Raw genomic sequence first — 15,627 nt, 5'->3', positions numbered from 1 at the left:
AATCTGTCTGCTGTATACTAGCATTGCTAACATAATTGTCCGTACGGGTGCTTGAGTGAATCAGGCTGAGATAGCAGATGAAACCACTGCTGACCGTGAATCTGATCTGGGTAATGCCAGCGTAGAGAGCGTGTTCGATGGAATAATCGGGATGAATTTCCCTCCTCGGCTGTCTGCTCTTTCAGACGGCTTTTTGTTTAGGCAAAAATAAAAGGAGTGGAATCTATTGAAGAAATTAAAGTTTACAGATTTGCTGATCACCATCATGATCGGCGTGGTCTTCGGCATCCTCATGAAATTCTGGGATGACCTTTACACGGTAGTCAAACCAATCATGCCGGTTGCCCGCCAGCTTATCTATGGAATGTGGTTCATGGTGGGACCCTTCGCCTACCTGCTCATCCGCAAACCCGGCACCGCATTGATTGCCAGTATTGCAGGTGCAAGTTTATCAGCGTTTGCAGGCCACGGTATTGAAGTATTAATGTACGGATTTGTACAGGGTCTGGCAGCTGAATTAGTATTTGCGGCAGCCCGCTATAAACGATTTTCCATGCTGGTTGCAGGACTTGCAGGTGTTGCTTCCTGTGCTGCCAGCTTCACACTTGATTTGGTGTACGGTTATGCCGCGCTCGAAACTTGGGCTCTCATTGTGAAATATGGACTGCGTGCGATCAGCGCATTTATCTTCACCGGCATATTTGCTGTACTGATTGTCCGCGCTCTTGAAAAAACAGGTGTGACCTCTTTAATCCGTCCTGTTGATAAAAAAGAATATTCGATGCTGGACCGGTAACATGAAGATGGTTCATTCGAAACAATGCCCGGCCGGCGTCACCAATCTGCGTCTAAAATTTCCGGGTGAGGATTCATTAGTTTTCAAAGATCTCTCGTTTTCTGTGCAGCGGGGTGAAAAAGTTCTGCTGCTCGGACCAAGCGGCTGCGGAAAATCGACACTGCTTCAAGTACTGAGCGGCATCATTCCAAACTCCATTGAGCTGCCAATGAAAGCAGACCAAATTGAACTGCCTGAATCTTGGGGATTCGTCTTCCAAGATCCTGATACGCAATTCTGCATGACGTATGCAGATGAAGAACTGGCATTTGTGCTGGAGAATCTGCAAGTGCCGCGGGATGAAATGGCACCTTTGATTGAAGAAGCGCTCAAGCGTGTAGATCTGCAGCTGAACACATCACATTCGCCAATTAACGAAATGTCGCAGGGCATGAAACAGCGTCTGGCGCTGGCTTCTGTATTGCTGCTGGAGCCCGATGTCCTGTTTCTTGATGAACCGTCCGCCCTTTTGGATCCCGATGGTACGGAGCAGATCTGGTCTTCCATTAAACAGGCGGCAGCTGATAAAACAGTGATCATTGTAGAGCATAAAATTGATTTGATTGCCGACTGGGTAGACCGGGTTGTACTGTTCAGCGACAATGGAATAATCATCGCAGAAGGTCCGCCGGCGGCTATTTTCGCAGATTATCAAGAAGAATTGAAGCGCTATGGCATCTGGTATCCGGGCGTGTGGAAAGAGTATCTGGAACTGAATAGTTTCCGCTCGATGATGCACAACCGCAAGCCCGCCGGTTCTTCCAATAAAATTCGATTAAAAGACTTTACCGGTTTTCGCGGAAACACACCGAAAATCCAGGCAGAATGCGCAGAGGTGAAGTCAGGGGACTGGATTACGATTACAGGTGAAAACGGTACAGGCAAAAGCACTCTGCTGCTGTCACTTATGCAACTGCTGCGAACAGAAGGTATTTATGAAGTGAACGGCGAGCCTGTTATCCAGAAAAAGAAGAAACGGCCCCTTCCAAAAGGCCTGTCCCTCGTCTTTCAAAATCCCGAACTGCAATTTGTCACGAACTCGATTGCGGAGGAATTGACCGTTTCATTACACGGCATGCCAAAAGATCAGGCGGACATGTATGCCGAGGAGCTGATGCATTTGTTTAACTTGCCGGATTCAGCCGGCCGCCACCCCTACCAGCTCTCAACAGGTCAGAAACGCCGGCTTAGTGTCGCAACCGCGCTCACTCCCGAAACTGATATTGTGTTGCTGGACGAGCCGACTTTCGGACAGGACGCCCGCAATACGTTCGCGATACTTGAAAAACTTGAACAGCTGCGGACAGAAGGCGTCACGATTCTAATGGTGACGCATGATATGGAGATTGTTGAACACTTTGCTACATCAGTCTGGACAGTAGCTGACGGCATAGTGCACACGGATTCTGCGGGAGGTGGCCGGAATGCTCGCATGGTTCACGCCTGAGCGCAAAACATGGCTGTTTCAAGTGAATCCTGCGCTGAAATTTGTCGTGTTCTTTGCACTATTACTCATCACGCTCTTTAATCAAAATTTCCCGTTTGCTGTCTGGCAGGCTGTTTTCTACGGAATGTTGTTCTATCTATTCAGCGGCTATTCCATCAGGAAGCTAGCCCTGCTGTCGATTCCGCTGCTGATTTCATTCCTGTCTTCCGCACTGACACTGATCATGTTCGGTAAAGGAGATACCGTGCTATGGCAGTGGTATTTAATCAAGATTTCTGAAGAGAGCATACAGCACGGTCTGCTGCTCGGCAGTAAGTCGCTGTCATTCGGATTTGTCGGCTTCACATTTCTGCTGACAATTCAGCCTGTGCTGTTTTTCTACGCGATGATGCAGCAATTCCGGATGCCGTCAAAATATGCGTACAGCTTTATCGCGTCATTCCGGCTGATCCCTGCCGTAACGGAAGAACTTCAGATTCGCAGGAATGCGTTGAAAGTCCGGAATATCCAATTTTCTAGAGGTGTTAAAGGCGTTTACGAACGTCTGCAGATGTACACCGTTCCCCTGTTTGCAGAGAGTATCCGCCGTGCGCAGCGCATTGCGGTTGCCATGGAAGCCAAGCAGTATCAGATGGGCGCAGCGAGGACGTACTATTACACTACTCACTACAGCCGGATGGATACAGTCTTTGTGATCGTGATGATTACAGTCATTGCCACCGCCTTATCGCTGGCTTTTATATAAGGAAATCAACTAATTGTTTACAGGCCAGCTGTTTTCCGGCGACCTCTATGTCAACCCGAAAACAAAGCTGGTATTGCGGGAAGAGCATATCCCCGATATCATCCGATCGATTGAGACGGTACTGTCACATGATTATGAGGAAATGTTCTGCTGCCATGCGGGCTATGTGAAGGACGGGCGCAAAGCGATGGAGAAGAAACTGGAGTATCTCACCGGGCTGGGTCAGAAAGTATTGGATTTGCACGGAGAAGGCTGCGATGATAGAGAAATACAGAATCATCTGTTCCCGAAAAAGTATCCGATTACTAAGTTTTCATTCGGAGAGTGGGACTCGATTCATATGATTCGGTCGATCTTGGCGTAAGAAGGACTTTCTCGAACCAGATTTGTAAGATCACTTACTATATAAAACACAGCCCTTGATCCGCCAGATCAAGGGCTATTACAATTAATGTTATTTTTAAATAACCTGTTGTGAAGAATCATATGTTTCCCGAACTTTCATTGGGAACTACTTAAATTTAAACACAACCCTACATTGCCTATTAATTTCCCCATAAACCTTTTACAAAATGACCAATGGTATTGTAAAAGAGGATTTTACCGATAATTATAACGGCGAAAATAAGGAGTGCTGAAATTACATACGCTTTTGTTTTCAACTCACAATATCCCCTCTCGCTCATCGCTTCCTTCTGTTAATCAGAGAAGTCTAAATTTGCAGGTTGCACAGACAGATGCCTCTTTGAAAGCATATTGGTAACGGGCACATTGAGATCTACTTCTTCAAAACGGAATCCATCCATCCAGACCTTGCCTGCACCGGACAGCAACACACCGAAATGAATCGACACACTCTCGGGCAGCACATCTAAAACGACGGCATAATGGTTCCATTCCGTTGTTCCTGAAATTGCACGTGAATCCATATTATCAAACTGAATCGGATCGCCAGAAGCATTATCAATCCGCATCCATGCGCCGCACTTCGTTGCATTTTCTGATTTCAAATAACAGGACAGCCGCACTCTTTTTCCATTGTACGCAGCGGATTGAAACTCCTGCATCAACGTAGCAAACTGCTCCTCACTGTTCTCTTCCGTAGAATATAAAACAGCCGACTGCTTTCCTGAATGAAAAACTTGAGTATCTAACTTGGCTTCATACAATTCTATGTTCGTCCCGCTCAACATCCAGCCCTTGATCTCTTGATGTTCCATACCATTCTCCCCCTCTAATCTAAACATTTTCATTAGCTTGCGATACTGACCTGGCGGAAAATTATATATTTCCTTAAATGCCCTGGAAAAAGCCTCTTGCGAATTAAATCGTAATGTAAAAGCAATAGTAATTACGGTTTCATTCGAATTCACTAGTAAATTAGCCGCCACAGCCAATCGTCTATATCTAATGTACTCTCCTATCGTTTTTCCAGTTTCTTTCTTAAATACCCGCAACAAATGGAATTTGGAGTAACTTGTGAGCGCCGAAAAATACTCTAAATCCAAATCTTCCAGCAAATGCTCCTCGATACAGGCAATGACGGTTTGAGTCACTTCGCTATATTCCATCTCCACCACCTCATTTCCATCATACCTGACTTTCTCACTCCTTTTTTGATGCAAATTGCTAAGGTTTTTCTGAAATATAGCTTGTTCTAAGAAAGGGATAAGTCTTATGTAAATGAAATAAAAGACACCTCCAGTTTGGAAGTGTCTCTCTGTTAAAGCATGATAACCGTCTATCCCAACTTTATTTGTTCAGTCGGTGCTTTGTGTAAATCCGAGCACTTCCCTGCCTTCAGCAAGAAACTGTCCGATTCATTCGGAAACTTTTCCTGCAGCAATTTTGCAGTATTAAGAATCCGGTCCAAGTCCAAATTGGTTTGGATCCCCATTTCTTCAAAACCATGTACAAGATCTTCCGTTGCAATATTGCCGCTAGCATTCGGAGCATACGGGCAGCCGCCGAGCCCGGCCAATGAACTGTCAAAATCAACAATTCCTTCTGCCAGGCCCGCCACTGCATTCGCGAATGCCATTCCTCTTGTATTATGGAGATGCAGAGAATACTGAAATTCAGGGAACCGCTCTTGTAAACCAGAGACAATTCTCTTTACACTTTCTGGATTAGCCATGCCCGTCGTATCCGCCAATGAAATATCAGTTATGCCCAATTGTTCGTAACGTTTACAAATTTCAATATGCCGCGTAATTGGAACTATTCCTTCATATGGACAACCGAATGCAACAGAAATAGAACCGCTGACTTTTATTGGAGAAGACTCTGCTCGCGCTGCCAATTCTTCAAAACCGCGCATCGCGTCCATAGTCTTAGCGTTCGCATTGTTCAAGCTGTGTGAATCAGTTGCGGACAGCATGAGTTTTGCTTTATCCACTTTTGCGGCAATCGCACGTTCAAGACCCTGCAAATTTGGTACGAGTGCTCGAAGAATAACGCCATCAGGACGGTCAATCGCTTGCAGCACTTCATCAGCATCGCTCATTTGCGGGACTGCTTTAGGATGGACAAATGAAGTGACTTCCACCTGCTTAAAACCACAAGTCAAAATACGATTGATAATATCGATTTTCATTTCAGTCGGTACAGACTGAGGCAGGCTTTGAAATCCGTCTCTTGGAGAAACTTCAGTAATGATCACCTTTTTAGACTTTTCCATTAGTGAACGCTCCTTATATGATACTTCTTTCATGTAATGATTGAATATCTTCATCTGACAGACCAGCCAGACCTTTCAGGATTTCTTCATTGTTCGCCCCTAAATCAGGGCCAATCGAACGGATGGAACCAGGCGTTTCAGAAAACTTCGGTATAATCCCTGGCATCTTGATTTTTCCGAGTCTTGGGTGCTGCATCTCTACAATATTCTCACGCGCTTTAAAATGCGCATCTTCGAAAATATCTTCTATGCTGTTGATCGGACTGACGGGGACGCCAAAGTTATCAAGATGATTCTGCAATTCATCACGATTCTTTGTTTTCACCCAATCCGCTACAATCCCATTCGTCAAATCAAAATTCTCCAGGCGTACAGCATTTTTATAGAATCGGTCATCCGCCAGCATATCCTGACGATCCATAGCTTCTGCCAGTCGTTCAAACGTACGGTCTGAACTCGTGACCAACACAACCCAGTGTCCGTCTTTTGTCTGGAATGTACCTGCTGGGCTGGAGTGTCCGCTCAATCCTGGCGAACGTTCTTTAATGATGCCGTTTTGATCGTAATCGGTCACTAAAAACTCCATCATACGAAAGACCGTTTCATACAAACCGATATCTACAAACTGGCCTTTTCCATCTTCGCCGGCATCCCGGTGGTATAAAGCTGTCGATACAGCAAATGCCACATATACACCCGTAATATAATCCACCAATGAAAATGACGGACTGATTGGCGGCCTGTCCGTATAGCCATGCAAGTAAGTAAATCCGCTGAACGCGGTAGCCGGAGTCCCAAAACCAGCTTTATGTGAGTAAGGCCCTGTTTGTCCATAGCCCGTGACGCGTATCATAATCAGGTCATCATTTACTTTTTTCAAGTCTTCATAACCGACATTCCAGCTTTCGAGAGTGCCAGGCCGGAAATTTTCGATGACCACATCCGATTTCGCAACAAGCTTTTTTAAAATTTCCTGTCCTTCTTCATGATGCAGATCAAGCGTCAGTGATTTTTTATTTCTTGCAAGTGTTGGCCATCTTAATGGCTCTTCTTCCTTAAAAGGTCCCATTCCCCGCAATGTGTCACCTTTATTTGGTATTTCAATCTTGATCACGTCAGCTCCGAAATCCCCCAGTAAAGTCGCTCCATACGGGGCAGCAATCATCGTAGACAAATCTAAAATCCGAATGCCGTCTAACGGCCCCTTACTAGTCGTCTTGTTGATTATTCTCCCCTCCAGTGTCCGAAAAGCATGCCTCTGTCAGTTGACAGGGACTCTTTTCTTTATTTATAGGGGCGGCCAAAATAACCCAGCTTCTCGCAAGTTTCTTTTGCACCTGCCACCAGCGTTTTCAATAATTCAGTTTCGCGTTCATCTGTTAATCGCTGGATTGGTCCTGCGATTGTCAGACTCGCAATCATTTCCTCTTTATTGTTAATAATCGGGCAGGCGATAGCAAAACTGCCTGGCACCCGCTCCCCTTTTGTGATCTCATATCCTTGTTCCCTAATTCTTTGAATATCAGCACGAAAACTTTTTTCATCAAAGTCTTCTTCCTGATATAAATCATTGATTACACTATCCATTTCTCCGTCAGAGAGGAATGCGATCAGTACTTTTCCTGAAGCGCCGCGTCTGGCGGATTTACGGTCACCAATACGTACAAAGTTACGGATATCCAGCGGACTGTCCACTTTCTCTACACAGATACGGTCCGTACCGTCAAGAATATTGAGCTCCACTGTCTCGCTCATCTCTTCAACAATTCTTTTCATGATTGGCAATGCAGCCACTCGGAAATCAAGGTTCCCTGCATAAATACTGCCTAGCTGAAAAAATTTGAAGCCCAGCGCATAACGGTGATTGTCTTTATTTTGTTCAATATAATTAAATGCTTCCATCGTACTCAGAATTCTGAATATCGTACTCTTCGGATACCCGGTCTCTTTCTGGATTTCACTGATGGACAATGTTGTTTTATCCATAGAAAACAGACTTAGTACAGCAAACATTTTTTCGAATGATTTATTCATATTATAACCCCACATCTGACTGTATTTAGAACATACGTAATGTCTAAGAATTTTGTTAAATAACTTTAAAACTATCATATTTTGGATCAATAGTCGATAGCTTCAGGTCAGTGTGTTGATTGTACAATTGCATATATGACGGAAATACAACAGCACCTTCTGCAGCGGAACTTTAGCTTCCCTCTGCAGAGAATGAGCAGCTGTTTACAGCTCTAAATTACACTACTTTTTGTTCTTTAATGATCGTACGTTTTACTAGTTCTCCGTTTTCGAACCACTGCCATACACGTGCACGATGCTGACCGTCCGGGCTTAGGTTAATCATTTCATACAAGTATTTATTTTCATCGTTTACATATTTCCACGTCAATACAATGGTGTTTTCATCAATTTCCCAAGAATGACCGTTGATGCGATCCGTATCGAAAATGATGTGCTTGTCTTTATAGGAACCCGGGAATTCAATTCTTTCCGATTTTCCGTCAGCCCATGTATAGGTGTTTGTCTGAAAATACGGATACTCTTCATTATCATCACGTAAATGGCAAGTTAGATATGAATCATGCTGATCCAGAACTTTCCCGCTAGGATCTACTACTGTATAAACACCTTTCCATTCTCCCTCATGTCTTGCAAACACTGGCATCTCTTCTCTGATATTCATCTTACATTCCTCCAAAAATAGTTTTTATATGTTATCTTTCATAAAACACATGTTAGTTACCGATTACACATCATACCACCAAGGATCTTTTGCCCCAGTATTGATCAAAAATGCTTTTTTTCGGATAAAACGTTTGATAGATGCGGAGCCCATTCGTGAGCCGCCCATTCCGGAGAATTTGAATGAATTCTTTTCTCCTTCGTACATGATCGCTGTCAGAGCCGCGTCATTTATACTGATCGCTCCTGCTTCCAGCTGACTTGCTACGCGAACAGCATCTTCTTCTGTCTCGCCAAATACCGCCCCCCCGAGACCGAATCTGGTGTTGTTTGCGTACTCTACAGCTTGCTGCTCGTTCTTCACCTTCATGACAGGCAGCAAGGGACCGAAAGTTTCTTCCACTAAAACGTCCATATCGTGATTCACATTTGTCATAACGGTCGGACGGCACCAAAGACCTCCGGATAGCTCCTCAATTTCACCGCCGCTATGGACTTTTGCACCTTTTGATGCCGCATCCTTCAGCTGCGCTTTAATGATTTCCGCTTGCTGCTTGGTGATAATCGGACCTACTTGACCGTCTTCAACTGCCGGGTGCGCCAGCTGCATCTTCTTTGCCTTTTGTACAAGCTGCTCGACAAATTCGTCGTAGGCTTCTTCTACTACATAGGTTCTTTCAATCGATAAACAGGACTGACCTGCATTTGCTACGGAACCCCAGAGAATTGCAGAAGTGGCTCTTTCCAGATCAGCATTTTTCAGAACGATGGCAGGATCTTTACCGCCAAGTTCGAGAGATGCAGGAATGAAACGCTTTGCACAGGATTCCGCAACCAATCTGCCCGTTTTGACACTACCTGTAAAGGCAATGAGATCAACTTCTCCAATAATATTCGCACCCGTTTCGCCGGCCCCTGTCACTACTCGCAGTGAATCTTTTAAGACAGGTGTAGCATGTATAGTCGCAAGCAGCGGCTCAACAAACCTTGGTGTGAATTCACTTGGTTTAATAATGACTGTACTGCCTGCTAATAAAGCAGGAATCGCATCAATCAACGACAGCAGTAGCGGAAAATTCCAAGGACTGATCACGCCAACAAGCTGATACGGTTTAAACTCCTCTTCAATTTTCAAAAATGGAATCGAAGAATCTTTTCTTTCTTCCGGTTGAAGGATCTCCGGCGCCAACTTGCACCAGCGGTCAATCATTGAGAGGATTGAGTTGAATTCTAGAACCGTTTCACTGGCACGTCCCGTATCAGCTGTCAGTGCTGCAATAATTTCTTCTTTATGATTTTCTATTGAAACTTTCCAGTGCTGCAATACTTCTCCTCGTCCCTGGACACCAAGTTTCTGCCAGTCAAGCTGCGCATTGCGCAGCCCGCTGCAGTATTCAGAAAGCTCAGCCGGAGACGGCGGTGTAATCTGATAATCCATTTCCCCATTGCGCGGATTTCGAACTGCAATTCTGGTCATTTTATCACGCTACTTTTCTTTAAATTTTCAATCACTTCAAGCTGTGACTGGATAAAATGACTCCGTTCTGGTTTCTTTCCTGCCAAACTGTTTGCTGGATAAACGCTTATATCGCTGTAAATCGGTGCATACAATTCCAGTCGCTGACGGGAGAGAATATTTCCCATCCCTGGTCTCTGTCGAGCACGGCGCAGTGCAGCCAAATCGATTTCTGCATTTGCTACCATACTCTCTCCAGGTCCTGCTTCCGCAAGAATCAATCCGCGGTAATCAATTACAGCAGAGGATCCATCGGTGGAAGCCATCGGGATGGGTATGTTCGACATACCTGCAGAGTTTGCAGAAACCACATACGTCATATTTTCAATAGATCGCGCCAACCTTCCGATATGCTTCTGTGTCAGCTGCGGACTCGCCACTTCCGAAGAAGAATGGAGCAGAATTTCAGCTCCTTTTAAAGCCATAGAACGCGCGATTTCTGGATACAGGATTTCTTCCGAGGCAATTAGTCCAATATTTCCAATTGCCGTTTCAGCTACCGGGAAGACGCCGTCAATTCCGTAAATTTCCAAGTACTCATCCCAAACATCATGTGGTGTCGGTGCAAACAATGAATTCAGCCTTCTATAGCGCAATACCACATCACCCGAAGGATCAATTAGAAAGCTCGTCTGAAAATACAGATCCGGGAAATGGGGATCCAACTCATATGCATTGCCCGACAAGAAAATCTGCTGGTCCTGCGCTATTTTACCAAGCGCTTCATACTCCGGCCCATCCATTTCAATGCAGGCCTTATTCTTCCATTCTTCAATTGATTCACCCATTGGAAATCCAGTAAGAAAGTATTCGGGCAGGACAATCAGCTTTGTATCTTTACCAATGAAGTTCATGCTCGCCTTGATCTGCAATGAGACACGCTCGATGGTCTCCATCATTTTCGCCCGAATTTCTGAAGGGTCTTTCAATTGATTTACCGCATCACAAGTAACCTGTAAAGCCAATGCACGATAAGATAAGATTGAAGTTTCTTCTACTTCATTTCTAGTCAATAAGATCACCTCTGCCTATTTTCATTGCGCAGGTATTGATTCGTCTACAATCACTTCTGCTGTTTTCATTTTGTCATTGTCATCTTGATCCACTTTGATGAAGATGGATGCTACCATGAATATTAGCGTTCCGAATATCAGGAAGCCGATTCCCGCAATAAACGATCCGTTCATCGCAGTAATCAAGAAACCAATTGCCATCGGTGAAATAAATCCAGCAATTTGACCCGAGAAGTTAATGAGCCCTGCTGCCGATCCTATGATATTGGATGGGAAGGCTTTGTGCGTTACAGCCCAGAAACCGCCCATGCCGGCCTGCATGAATAATCCAACCATTGCCTGGAAGAATATCGCCATCGCTAATGATGAAGTAACATACATCGCGTAAATAAAGATGGCCCCGAACAAGCCTGCAATAATAAACATATATCTTTCACGTCCAAGGAATACTGTCCCTACCAGATAACCACCAAGGAGAGTACCGATGACTCCGACTGTTGTCGGAATAGCAGACAGCATCCCTGCGTTAAATAAGTTCAGTCCTCTGTCCATCATGAGATACGACGGCAACCAGCTTGCGAAGCCCCACATGTAAATACAGACGCCGAACCAGGCAATAACGAAACTCCACATTCTTGGCAACTTCAATAATTCTTTGAAAGTAAGCTTTGGATGGTTTGCATTTTCTGCTTCGAGCGCCAATTGATCGCGCTTTGGAATAATCAGATAGGACAGTGCCAGGAATATGCCGACTATTGCGATAACGATAAACATAGCGCGCCAGCCGAACGCAACGATAATCGGAACCGCAATTAACGGTGCAAGTGTCAGACCTACTGGATCACCTGATTTAATGAACGCTTGAGATCTTGGTCTTTTTTCCCTAGGAATATACTCAGCAATTGCTTTCGTACTTGCTCCCGGGAACCCGCCTTCACCAAGTCCAAACAAGAAACGAATGATGATTAAAGATGTGACCGACCAAGCCAGTCCGCTTAATCCCGTAAATAATGACCAAGCCATAATAGACACGACAATTACTATTTTCGAACCGAGCTTATCAGCCAGCCAGCCACCAGGGATGGTCATAATCGCGTAACCTAGAAAGAAACTGCTTAGAATAATTCCTTTCATCGAAGCGTCAAGTGCAAACTCTTCCCCTATCCCGGCAATAGCCAGACTCATAACCATGCGGTCGAAAATTGATACAACTGCCCCCAAGAATAACACAGTAACAATAAACCTCTGACTTTTCCCCAACCTTTTAAAATAGCCCAAAACGCACCTCGCTTTTTCAAATTTAGAATCTATTCAAAATAGTTTCCAGGTTTTTTATCTTCTTCTACGCACCCGATTTGATATTCTGACAATCGGATTTTATTGATTAAAATGAAGCTACCCACTGTTCCCATGTCTTACCTGCAGTCTTCAGGACATTTTGATAAAATGCTGTCCAGCTCGTTGCGTTCGGTGTAGGATCCACTTCTTCTAATGAGGATTGGTAAATTGGATAATGATCCTTGACTTCTTCCTTAATCCATTCCGGCAGATCATCGAAGCCGTCTAACACTTGACTTCTTGCATGGAAAACCAGATTGCCGGGATGTTCTGTTTCATCTAAGCCCATCCATGGTGTCCACGGACTGACTCTTGTCCAGGAATTCGTGATTGGAACAATACCTTCAGGTGTCTTATTACCTTTCATACGGTTCAGATATTTAGTTGGTACTTGGAAATCAAAAAACTCTGCAGATGTATAAACACCATTTTTCACATTCATTGGATCGTTAATCTGGTAACGCTGCTTCAGATCGTAAAGCGGGAAGGCATCGGCATGAAATACATATGTTTCACCGAGGCGTTCCGGTGCGTCAAGCGGGAATGCGCCAATCTCTTTATCTCCAACTTTGATAACGTTTCGCAAACTTCCGTCAACTACACGATAGTCAAAGTTCACATGATCATTTTCAATATGTGAAACTGGGAATGTCTTGCCTGTGACCGGATTTCTCCAATCCTTTAAGATTTCACCTGTTTTTAGATCTGTATAAAAGACGATTTCTCTCGTCAGGATTTTGAAATCATTTGTTCCTTCAACCTGTACTGCTTTTCGGATATTGTAGCCTTCTACACCAAACAATGCCTGGCCGTGTTTTAAGTCTTTGTTGAAAATATCTCCCGGCACGTAAGCATAGGCCTTACCTTTAATGTGGTATACCATGTCTTCGCCGTCAGGACGGGCTAACGCATGAAAGAACAGTCTTTCTTTCGGATCTTTAATTGTTTTATAGAGTGTTGCGGGATCTTCCCACTTTTCCTTTACCGCTTCCTTAGAGTCAGCAGCCGCTGCTCCACCGGGTTGAAAACCAAAACTTGCAACCAACAAAACAATCATCAAAATCCCTTTCATTAGCAACGAACTCTTTTTACCGCCAGCTTGATTGATATACCTATCCAATAAACGCGCCCCCTTATAATTTAGAAATATTTCGCGTGCTCAAAATATCTGCTTCATTGTTTCGGGTGATACTGGTATTACAGGTCTTCTTTATTGACGTAAGTTGTTTTCAGGGGACCGTCTGTGCGGAAAAATGTCAGACAGCCCCACTCGGTACTGAAGTCACCATGAGGAATTTCAGCAGGGCGCCAGAAATAACTGCCCTGTTTAAAATCGCCCCGGCTGGTTCCCATCTCTCCGTGAATCTGAAATGCTTCTTCCATCACCGGATGAATCTCATAGCGCTCATCCCTAAATTGCGGAAGAACACCAAGCAGCCACGAACTCGCGCCGGTAACTGGATCTTGAAACAGACTCTTCCTCATCGCACCGGTTGGGAAACCCGGTGTAATCGTTCCCTGCCATGCTACATCGGATGTTTTCTTAATTACGACCTCTTGGTTGTCTGATGAGTTGTTTCCATCTGTTAACTCTAATCGTCCGTCTGTCATCCATAATAATGTGCAGGCTTTCTCAAACGTCAGCGCTTTCAATTCGACATCTTTCTGAATGAAAACATGCGTCATATTCGATAATGTCTTCTTTCCGATTTTTGCCTCCCCTTCTAGTAAAAGCGCCTCAATTGATGCGTTATACGAAGCTCTTTCACATGTTGATCCTGCTGATATATATATGAGACTCGTCGATGCACCATTGTCAGTATCTGTACTGAGCAGCTTTTGCGATATTTCTCCCGTAAATCCAGGCAATTCAATGGGTTGCCATTCCATCTCATGAATATTGACGAATTCTATATGTTCTCTAGCCATATGTTCAGCACCCCTTAACTTGTTTCATTATCATATTGACCTTCTGATGTAGCTGCCGCGTCCGTAGTCCATTACAGGCTGTCCGTCTTTGACAATCATCTCACCTCTGCTGATCGTATAGACAGGCCACCCGTTTACTTCTTTTCCTTCAAAGACACTATAATCCGCAACGGAATGCATTCTTTCCGGTGTAATGATTTCTTTCTTCTCCAGATCTACAATGGCAAAATCAGCATCTGCTCCCACTTCAATTTTTCCTTTGGAAGTTAAATTGAACGACTCTGCCGGTTCATAGGAAGTGATTTCAGCAATTCTTTCTAACGGAAGGCCCCGCTTTATGTGACCCTCTGTAATCATCACCGGTAATAAGGAACCTACACTTGGAAAACCATAAAGTGCGTCAAAGACCCCTTCACCGCCTCCATACTTTTTGGCACGTGAACTCGGGACATGATCTGTTCCAATTGCGTTAATTGTGCCGTTTTTAATGCCTTCCCATAATCTGTCGGCATCATGCTGGCTATGCACGGGCGGTCCTACTTTGGCATCCAGACCCACTTCCGAATCTTCCGTTAAGCTGAGATAATGTGCACACGTTTCAACTTTCACGCCTTTTTCATGAAGCCAAGGTGTTGATTCAAGAACATCAACGCTTGCCGCTGACGTTAAGTGAACGATGTAGACGTTTCCGCCAACCACTTTATTTAAATACAATGTGCTCATCAGTGATTCTGCTTCAGCAAAACCAGGGCTGGTTAAAGACCATGTACGTAAACCGTCTTCTGCACCTTCTGCTTTATATTTTGAAATTAAGCTCCTATTAATATCCATGTTTTCGCAATGAACGGCGAGCAGCAGTTTTGGTGAAACTGACTTGAACTTTTCCAGAATTCTCATTAAGTCATACGATGACAAATCCAGGCCGTTGCTAATTTTAAATTTACCATTTAGTTGCTTTTCATAATTCCTGAAAAACTTGAATGAAGTCAGTCCAAATCTCTCCACTGTTTCTTCTAGCTCATCCAGATGCTGTTCCGTTAAGATTCCCAGGCTGTATGTAAAATCTATATAGCTGTTTTTCTCTCCGATTGCCTGCACCCTTGGGAAGAAGTCCAAATAACTTTCTACTTGTCTATCATAGTTGACGACTGTTGTTACACCGCCAACAGCATGTTGTTTCGTATCTAGAAAGTCCTCTTCGACTGAGTTATAGATTCCAAGATGTTCATGTGCATCGACTAATCCCGGAAAGACATGCAGCCCGGATGCATCGAGTATTTCATTCGCTTCAATTACTTCAGCATTTTCAAAAATACCGACGATCTTTCCGTCTCTTACACCTATATTGACGTTCTTTACTCCTTGTTTTGGAAATACAACTGCTCCGTTCGTAATGAGTAAATCAATTTTCATGTAAAACCCTCCAT

15 protein-coding genes and 1 riboswitch are annotated in these 15,627 nt (G+C 44.2%); of the genes, 4 read left to right on the top strand and 11 right to left on the bottom strand.

All coding sequences use genetic code 11. The features are described 5' to 3' along the window. The first annotated feature begins 33 nt into the window (after positions 1-33). Positions 34-145: riboswitch (TPP riboswitch) on the top strand. An 81-nt stretch (positions 146-226) separates the two neighbouring features. The 4 genes from GDZ68_RS13730 to GDZ68_RS13715 are packed head-to-tail and all read left to right on the top strand — an operon-like array spanning position 227 to position 3,391. After that, the gene (locus GDZ68_RS13730) at positions 227-796 is read left to right on the top strand and encodes an ECF transporter S component (protein WP_228551107.1); all 570 of its coding nucleotides are present in this window, start codon (positions 227-229) and stop codon (positions 794-796) included. A 1-nt stretch (position 797) separates the two neighbouring features. Continuing rightward, on the top strand, positions 798-2,282 hold the full coding sequence (locus GDZ68_RS13725; RefSeq protein ID WP_153722878.1) for an ABC transporter ATP-binding protein: 1,485 nt from the start codon (positions 798-800) through the stop codon (positions 2,280-2,282). Continuing rightward, positions 2,260-3,027, top strand: coding sequence for an energy-coupling factor transporter transmembrane component T family protein (locus GDZ68_RS13720; protein ID WP_153722877.1), 768 nt, complete (start codon positions 2,260-2,262; stop codon positions 3,025-3,027). Before GDZ68_RS13725 ends, GDZ68_RS13720 begins: the two co-directional genes overlap by 23 nt. Before the next feature lie 13 nt (positions 3,028-3,040). After that, positions 3,041-3,391 (top strand): hypothetical protein, encoded by a 351-nt coding sequence (locus GDZ68_RS13715; RefSeq protein WP_153722876.1) that lies wholly within the window; start codon positions 3,041-3,043, stop codon positions 3,389-3,391. Between the two features lie 334 nt (positions 3,392-3,725). Here GDZ68_RS13715 and GDZ68_RS13710 read toward each other — a convergent pair whose 3' ends face one another. The 11 genes from GDZ68_RS13710 to GDZ68_RS13660 all read right to left on the bottom strand — a co-directional run bounded on the left by GDZ68_RS13710 (position 3,726) and on the right by GDZ68_RS13660 (position 15,613). Next, positions 3,726-4,598 carry a helix-turn-helix transcriptional regulator gene (locus GDZ68_RS13710; RefSeq protein ID WP_153722875.1) on the bottom strand — a complete coding sequence of 291 codons (873 nt, stop codon included), beginning with the start codon at positions 4,596-4,598 and terminating at the stop codon, positions 3,726-3,728. A gap of 170 nt (positions 4,599-4,768) precedes the next feature. Continuing rightward, positions 4,769-5,707: a hydroxymethylglutaryl-CoA lyase gene (locus tag GDZ68_RS13705; protein WP_153722874.1), complete on the bottom strand. Its 939-nt coding sequence runs from the start codon at positions 5,705-5,707 to the stop codon at positions 4,769-4,771. Positions 5,708-5,720: 13 nt separating this feature from the next. After that, the gene (locus tag GDZ68_RS13700) at positions 5,721-6,932 is read right to left on the bottom strand and encodes a CaiB/BaiF CoA transferase family protein (protein WP_153722873.1); all 1,212 of its coding nucleotides are present in this window, start codon (positions 6,930-6,932) and stop codon (positions 5,721-5,723) included. Positions 6,933-6,991: 59 nt separating this feature from the next. Next, positions 6,992-7,741, bottom strand: a complete 750-nt coding sequence (locus GDZ68_RS13695; RefSeq protein ID WP_194841169.1) for an IclR family transcriptional regulator — start codon at positions 7,739-7,741, stop codon at positions 6,992-6,994. 217 nt (positions 7,742-7,958) lie between these two features. Further along, positions 7,959-8,405, bottom strand: coding sequence for a DUF3598 family protein (locus GDZ68_RS13690; protein WP_153722871.1), 447 nt, complete (start codon positions 8,403-8,405; stop codon positions 7,959-7,961). A gap of 63 nt (positions 8,406-8,468) precedes the next feature. Further along, complete coding sequence (locus tag GDZ68_RS13685) at positions 8,469-9,881, bottom strand: aldehyde dehydrogenase family protein (protein WP_153722870.1); 1,413 nt, start codon at positions 9,879-9,881, stop codon at positions 8,469-8,471. Then, positions 9,878-10,933 (bottom strand): nitrilase-related carbon-nitrogen hydrolase, encoded by a 1,056-nt coding sequence (locus GDZ68_RS13680; RefSeq protein ID WP_228551106.1) that lies wholly within the window; start codon positions 10,931-10,933, stop codon positions 9,878-9,880. The genes GDZ68_RS13685 and GDZ68_RS13680 overlap by 4 nt, the downstream gene beginning before the upstream one ends. 21 nt (positions 10,934-10,954) lie before the next feature. After that, positions 10,955-12,211, bottom strand: coding sequence for an MFS transporter (locus GDZ68_RS13675; protein WP_153722869.1), 1,257 nt, complete (start codon positions 12,209-12,211; stop codon positions 10,955-10,957). 106 nt (positions 12,212-12,317) lie between these two features. Continuing rightward, positions 12,318-13,391, bottom strand: coding sequence for a DUF1838 family protein (locus GDZ68_RS13670; protein WP_153722868.1), 1,074 nt, complete (start codon positions 13,389-13,391; stop codon positions 12,318-12,320). 77 nt (positions 13,392-13,468) lie between these two features. Next, complete coding sequence (locus GDZ68_RS13665) at positions 13,469-14,200, bottom strand: DUF4437 domain-containing protein (RefSeq protein ID WP_153722867.1); 732 nt, start codon at positions 14,198-14,200, stop codon at positions 13,469-13,471. Positions 14,201-14,230: 30 nt separating this feature from the next. Then, complete coding sequence (locus GDZ68_RS13660) at positions 14,231-15,613, bottom strand: dihydroorotase (protein WP_153722866.1); 1,383 nt, start codon at positions 15,611-15,613, stop codon at positions 14,231-14,233. Between the last annotated feature and the right edge of the window lie 14 nt (positions 15,614-15,627).

The organism is Sporosarcina cascadiensis (assembly GCF_009650995.1).
In the GTDB taxonomy this organism is placed as follows: Bacteria; Bacillota; Bacilli; order Bacillales_A; family Planococcaceae; genus Sporosarcina; species Sporosarcina cascadiensis.
The sequence above is the reverse complement of the archived record's forward strand: the minus strand, read 5'-3'. Positions and strand labels throughout refer to the sequence as shown.

What these genes read in the sequence shown, in the direction of transcription:
- GDZ68_RS13725 (WP_153722878.1), top strand. Translation starts at nt 798, where the DNA reads ATGAAGATGGTTCATTCGAAACAATGCCCGGCCGGCGTCACCAATCTG.
- GDZ68_RS13720 (WP_153722877.1), top strand. Translation starts at nt 2,260, where the DNA reads ATGCTCGCATGGTTCACGCCTGAGCGCAAAACATGGCTGTTTCAAGTG.
- GDZ68_RS13710 (WP_153722875.1), bottom strand. Translation starts at nt 4,598, where the DNA reads ATGGAATATAGCGAAGTGACTCAAACCGTCATTGCCTGTATCGAGGAG.
- GDZ68_RS13705 (WP_153722874.1), bottom strand. Translation starts at nt 5,707, where the DNA reads ATGGAAAAGTCTAAAAAGGTGATCATTACTGAAGTTTCTCCAAGAGAC.
- GDZ68_RS13695 (WP_194841169.1), bottom strand. Translation starts at nt 7,741, where the DNA reads ATGAATAAATCATTCGAAAAAATGTTTGCTGTACTAAGTCTGTTTTCT.
- GDZ68_RS13690 (WP_153722871.1), bottom strand. Translation starts at nt 8,405, where the DNA reads ATGAATATCAGAGAAGAGATGCCAGTGTTTGCAAGACATGAGGGAGAA.
- GDZ68_RS13685 (WP_153722870.1), bottom strand. Translation starts at nt 9,881, where the DNA reads ATGACCAGAATTGCAGTTCGAAATCCGCGCAATGGGGAAATGGATTAT.
- GDZ68_RS13665 (WP_153722867.1), bottom strand. Translation starts at nt 14,200, where the DNA reads ATGGCTAGAGAACATATAGAATTCGTCAATATTCATGAGATGGAATGG.
- GDZ68_RS13660 (WP_153722866.1), bottom strand. Translation starts at nt 15,613, where the DNA reads ATGAAAATTGATTTACTCATTACGAACGGAGCAGTTGTATTTCCAAAA.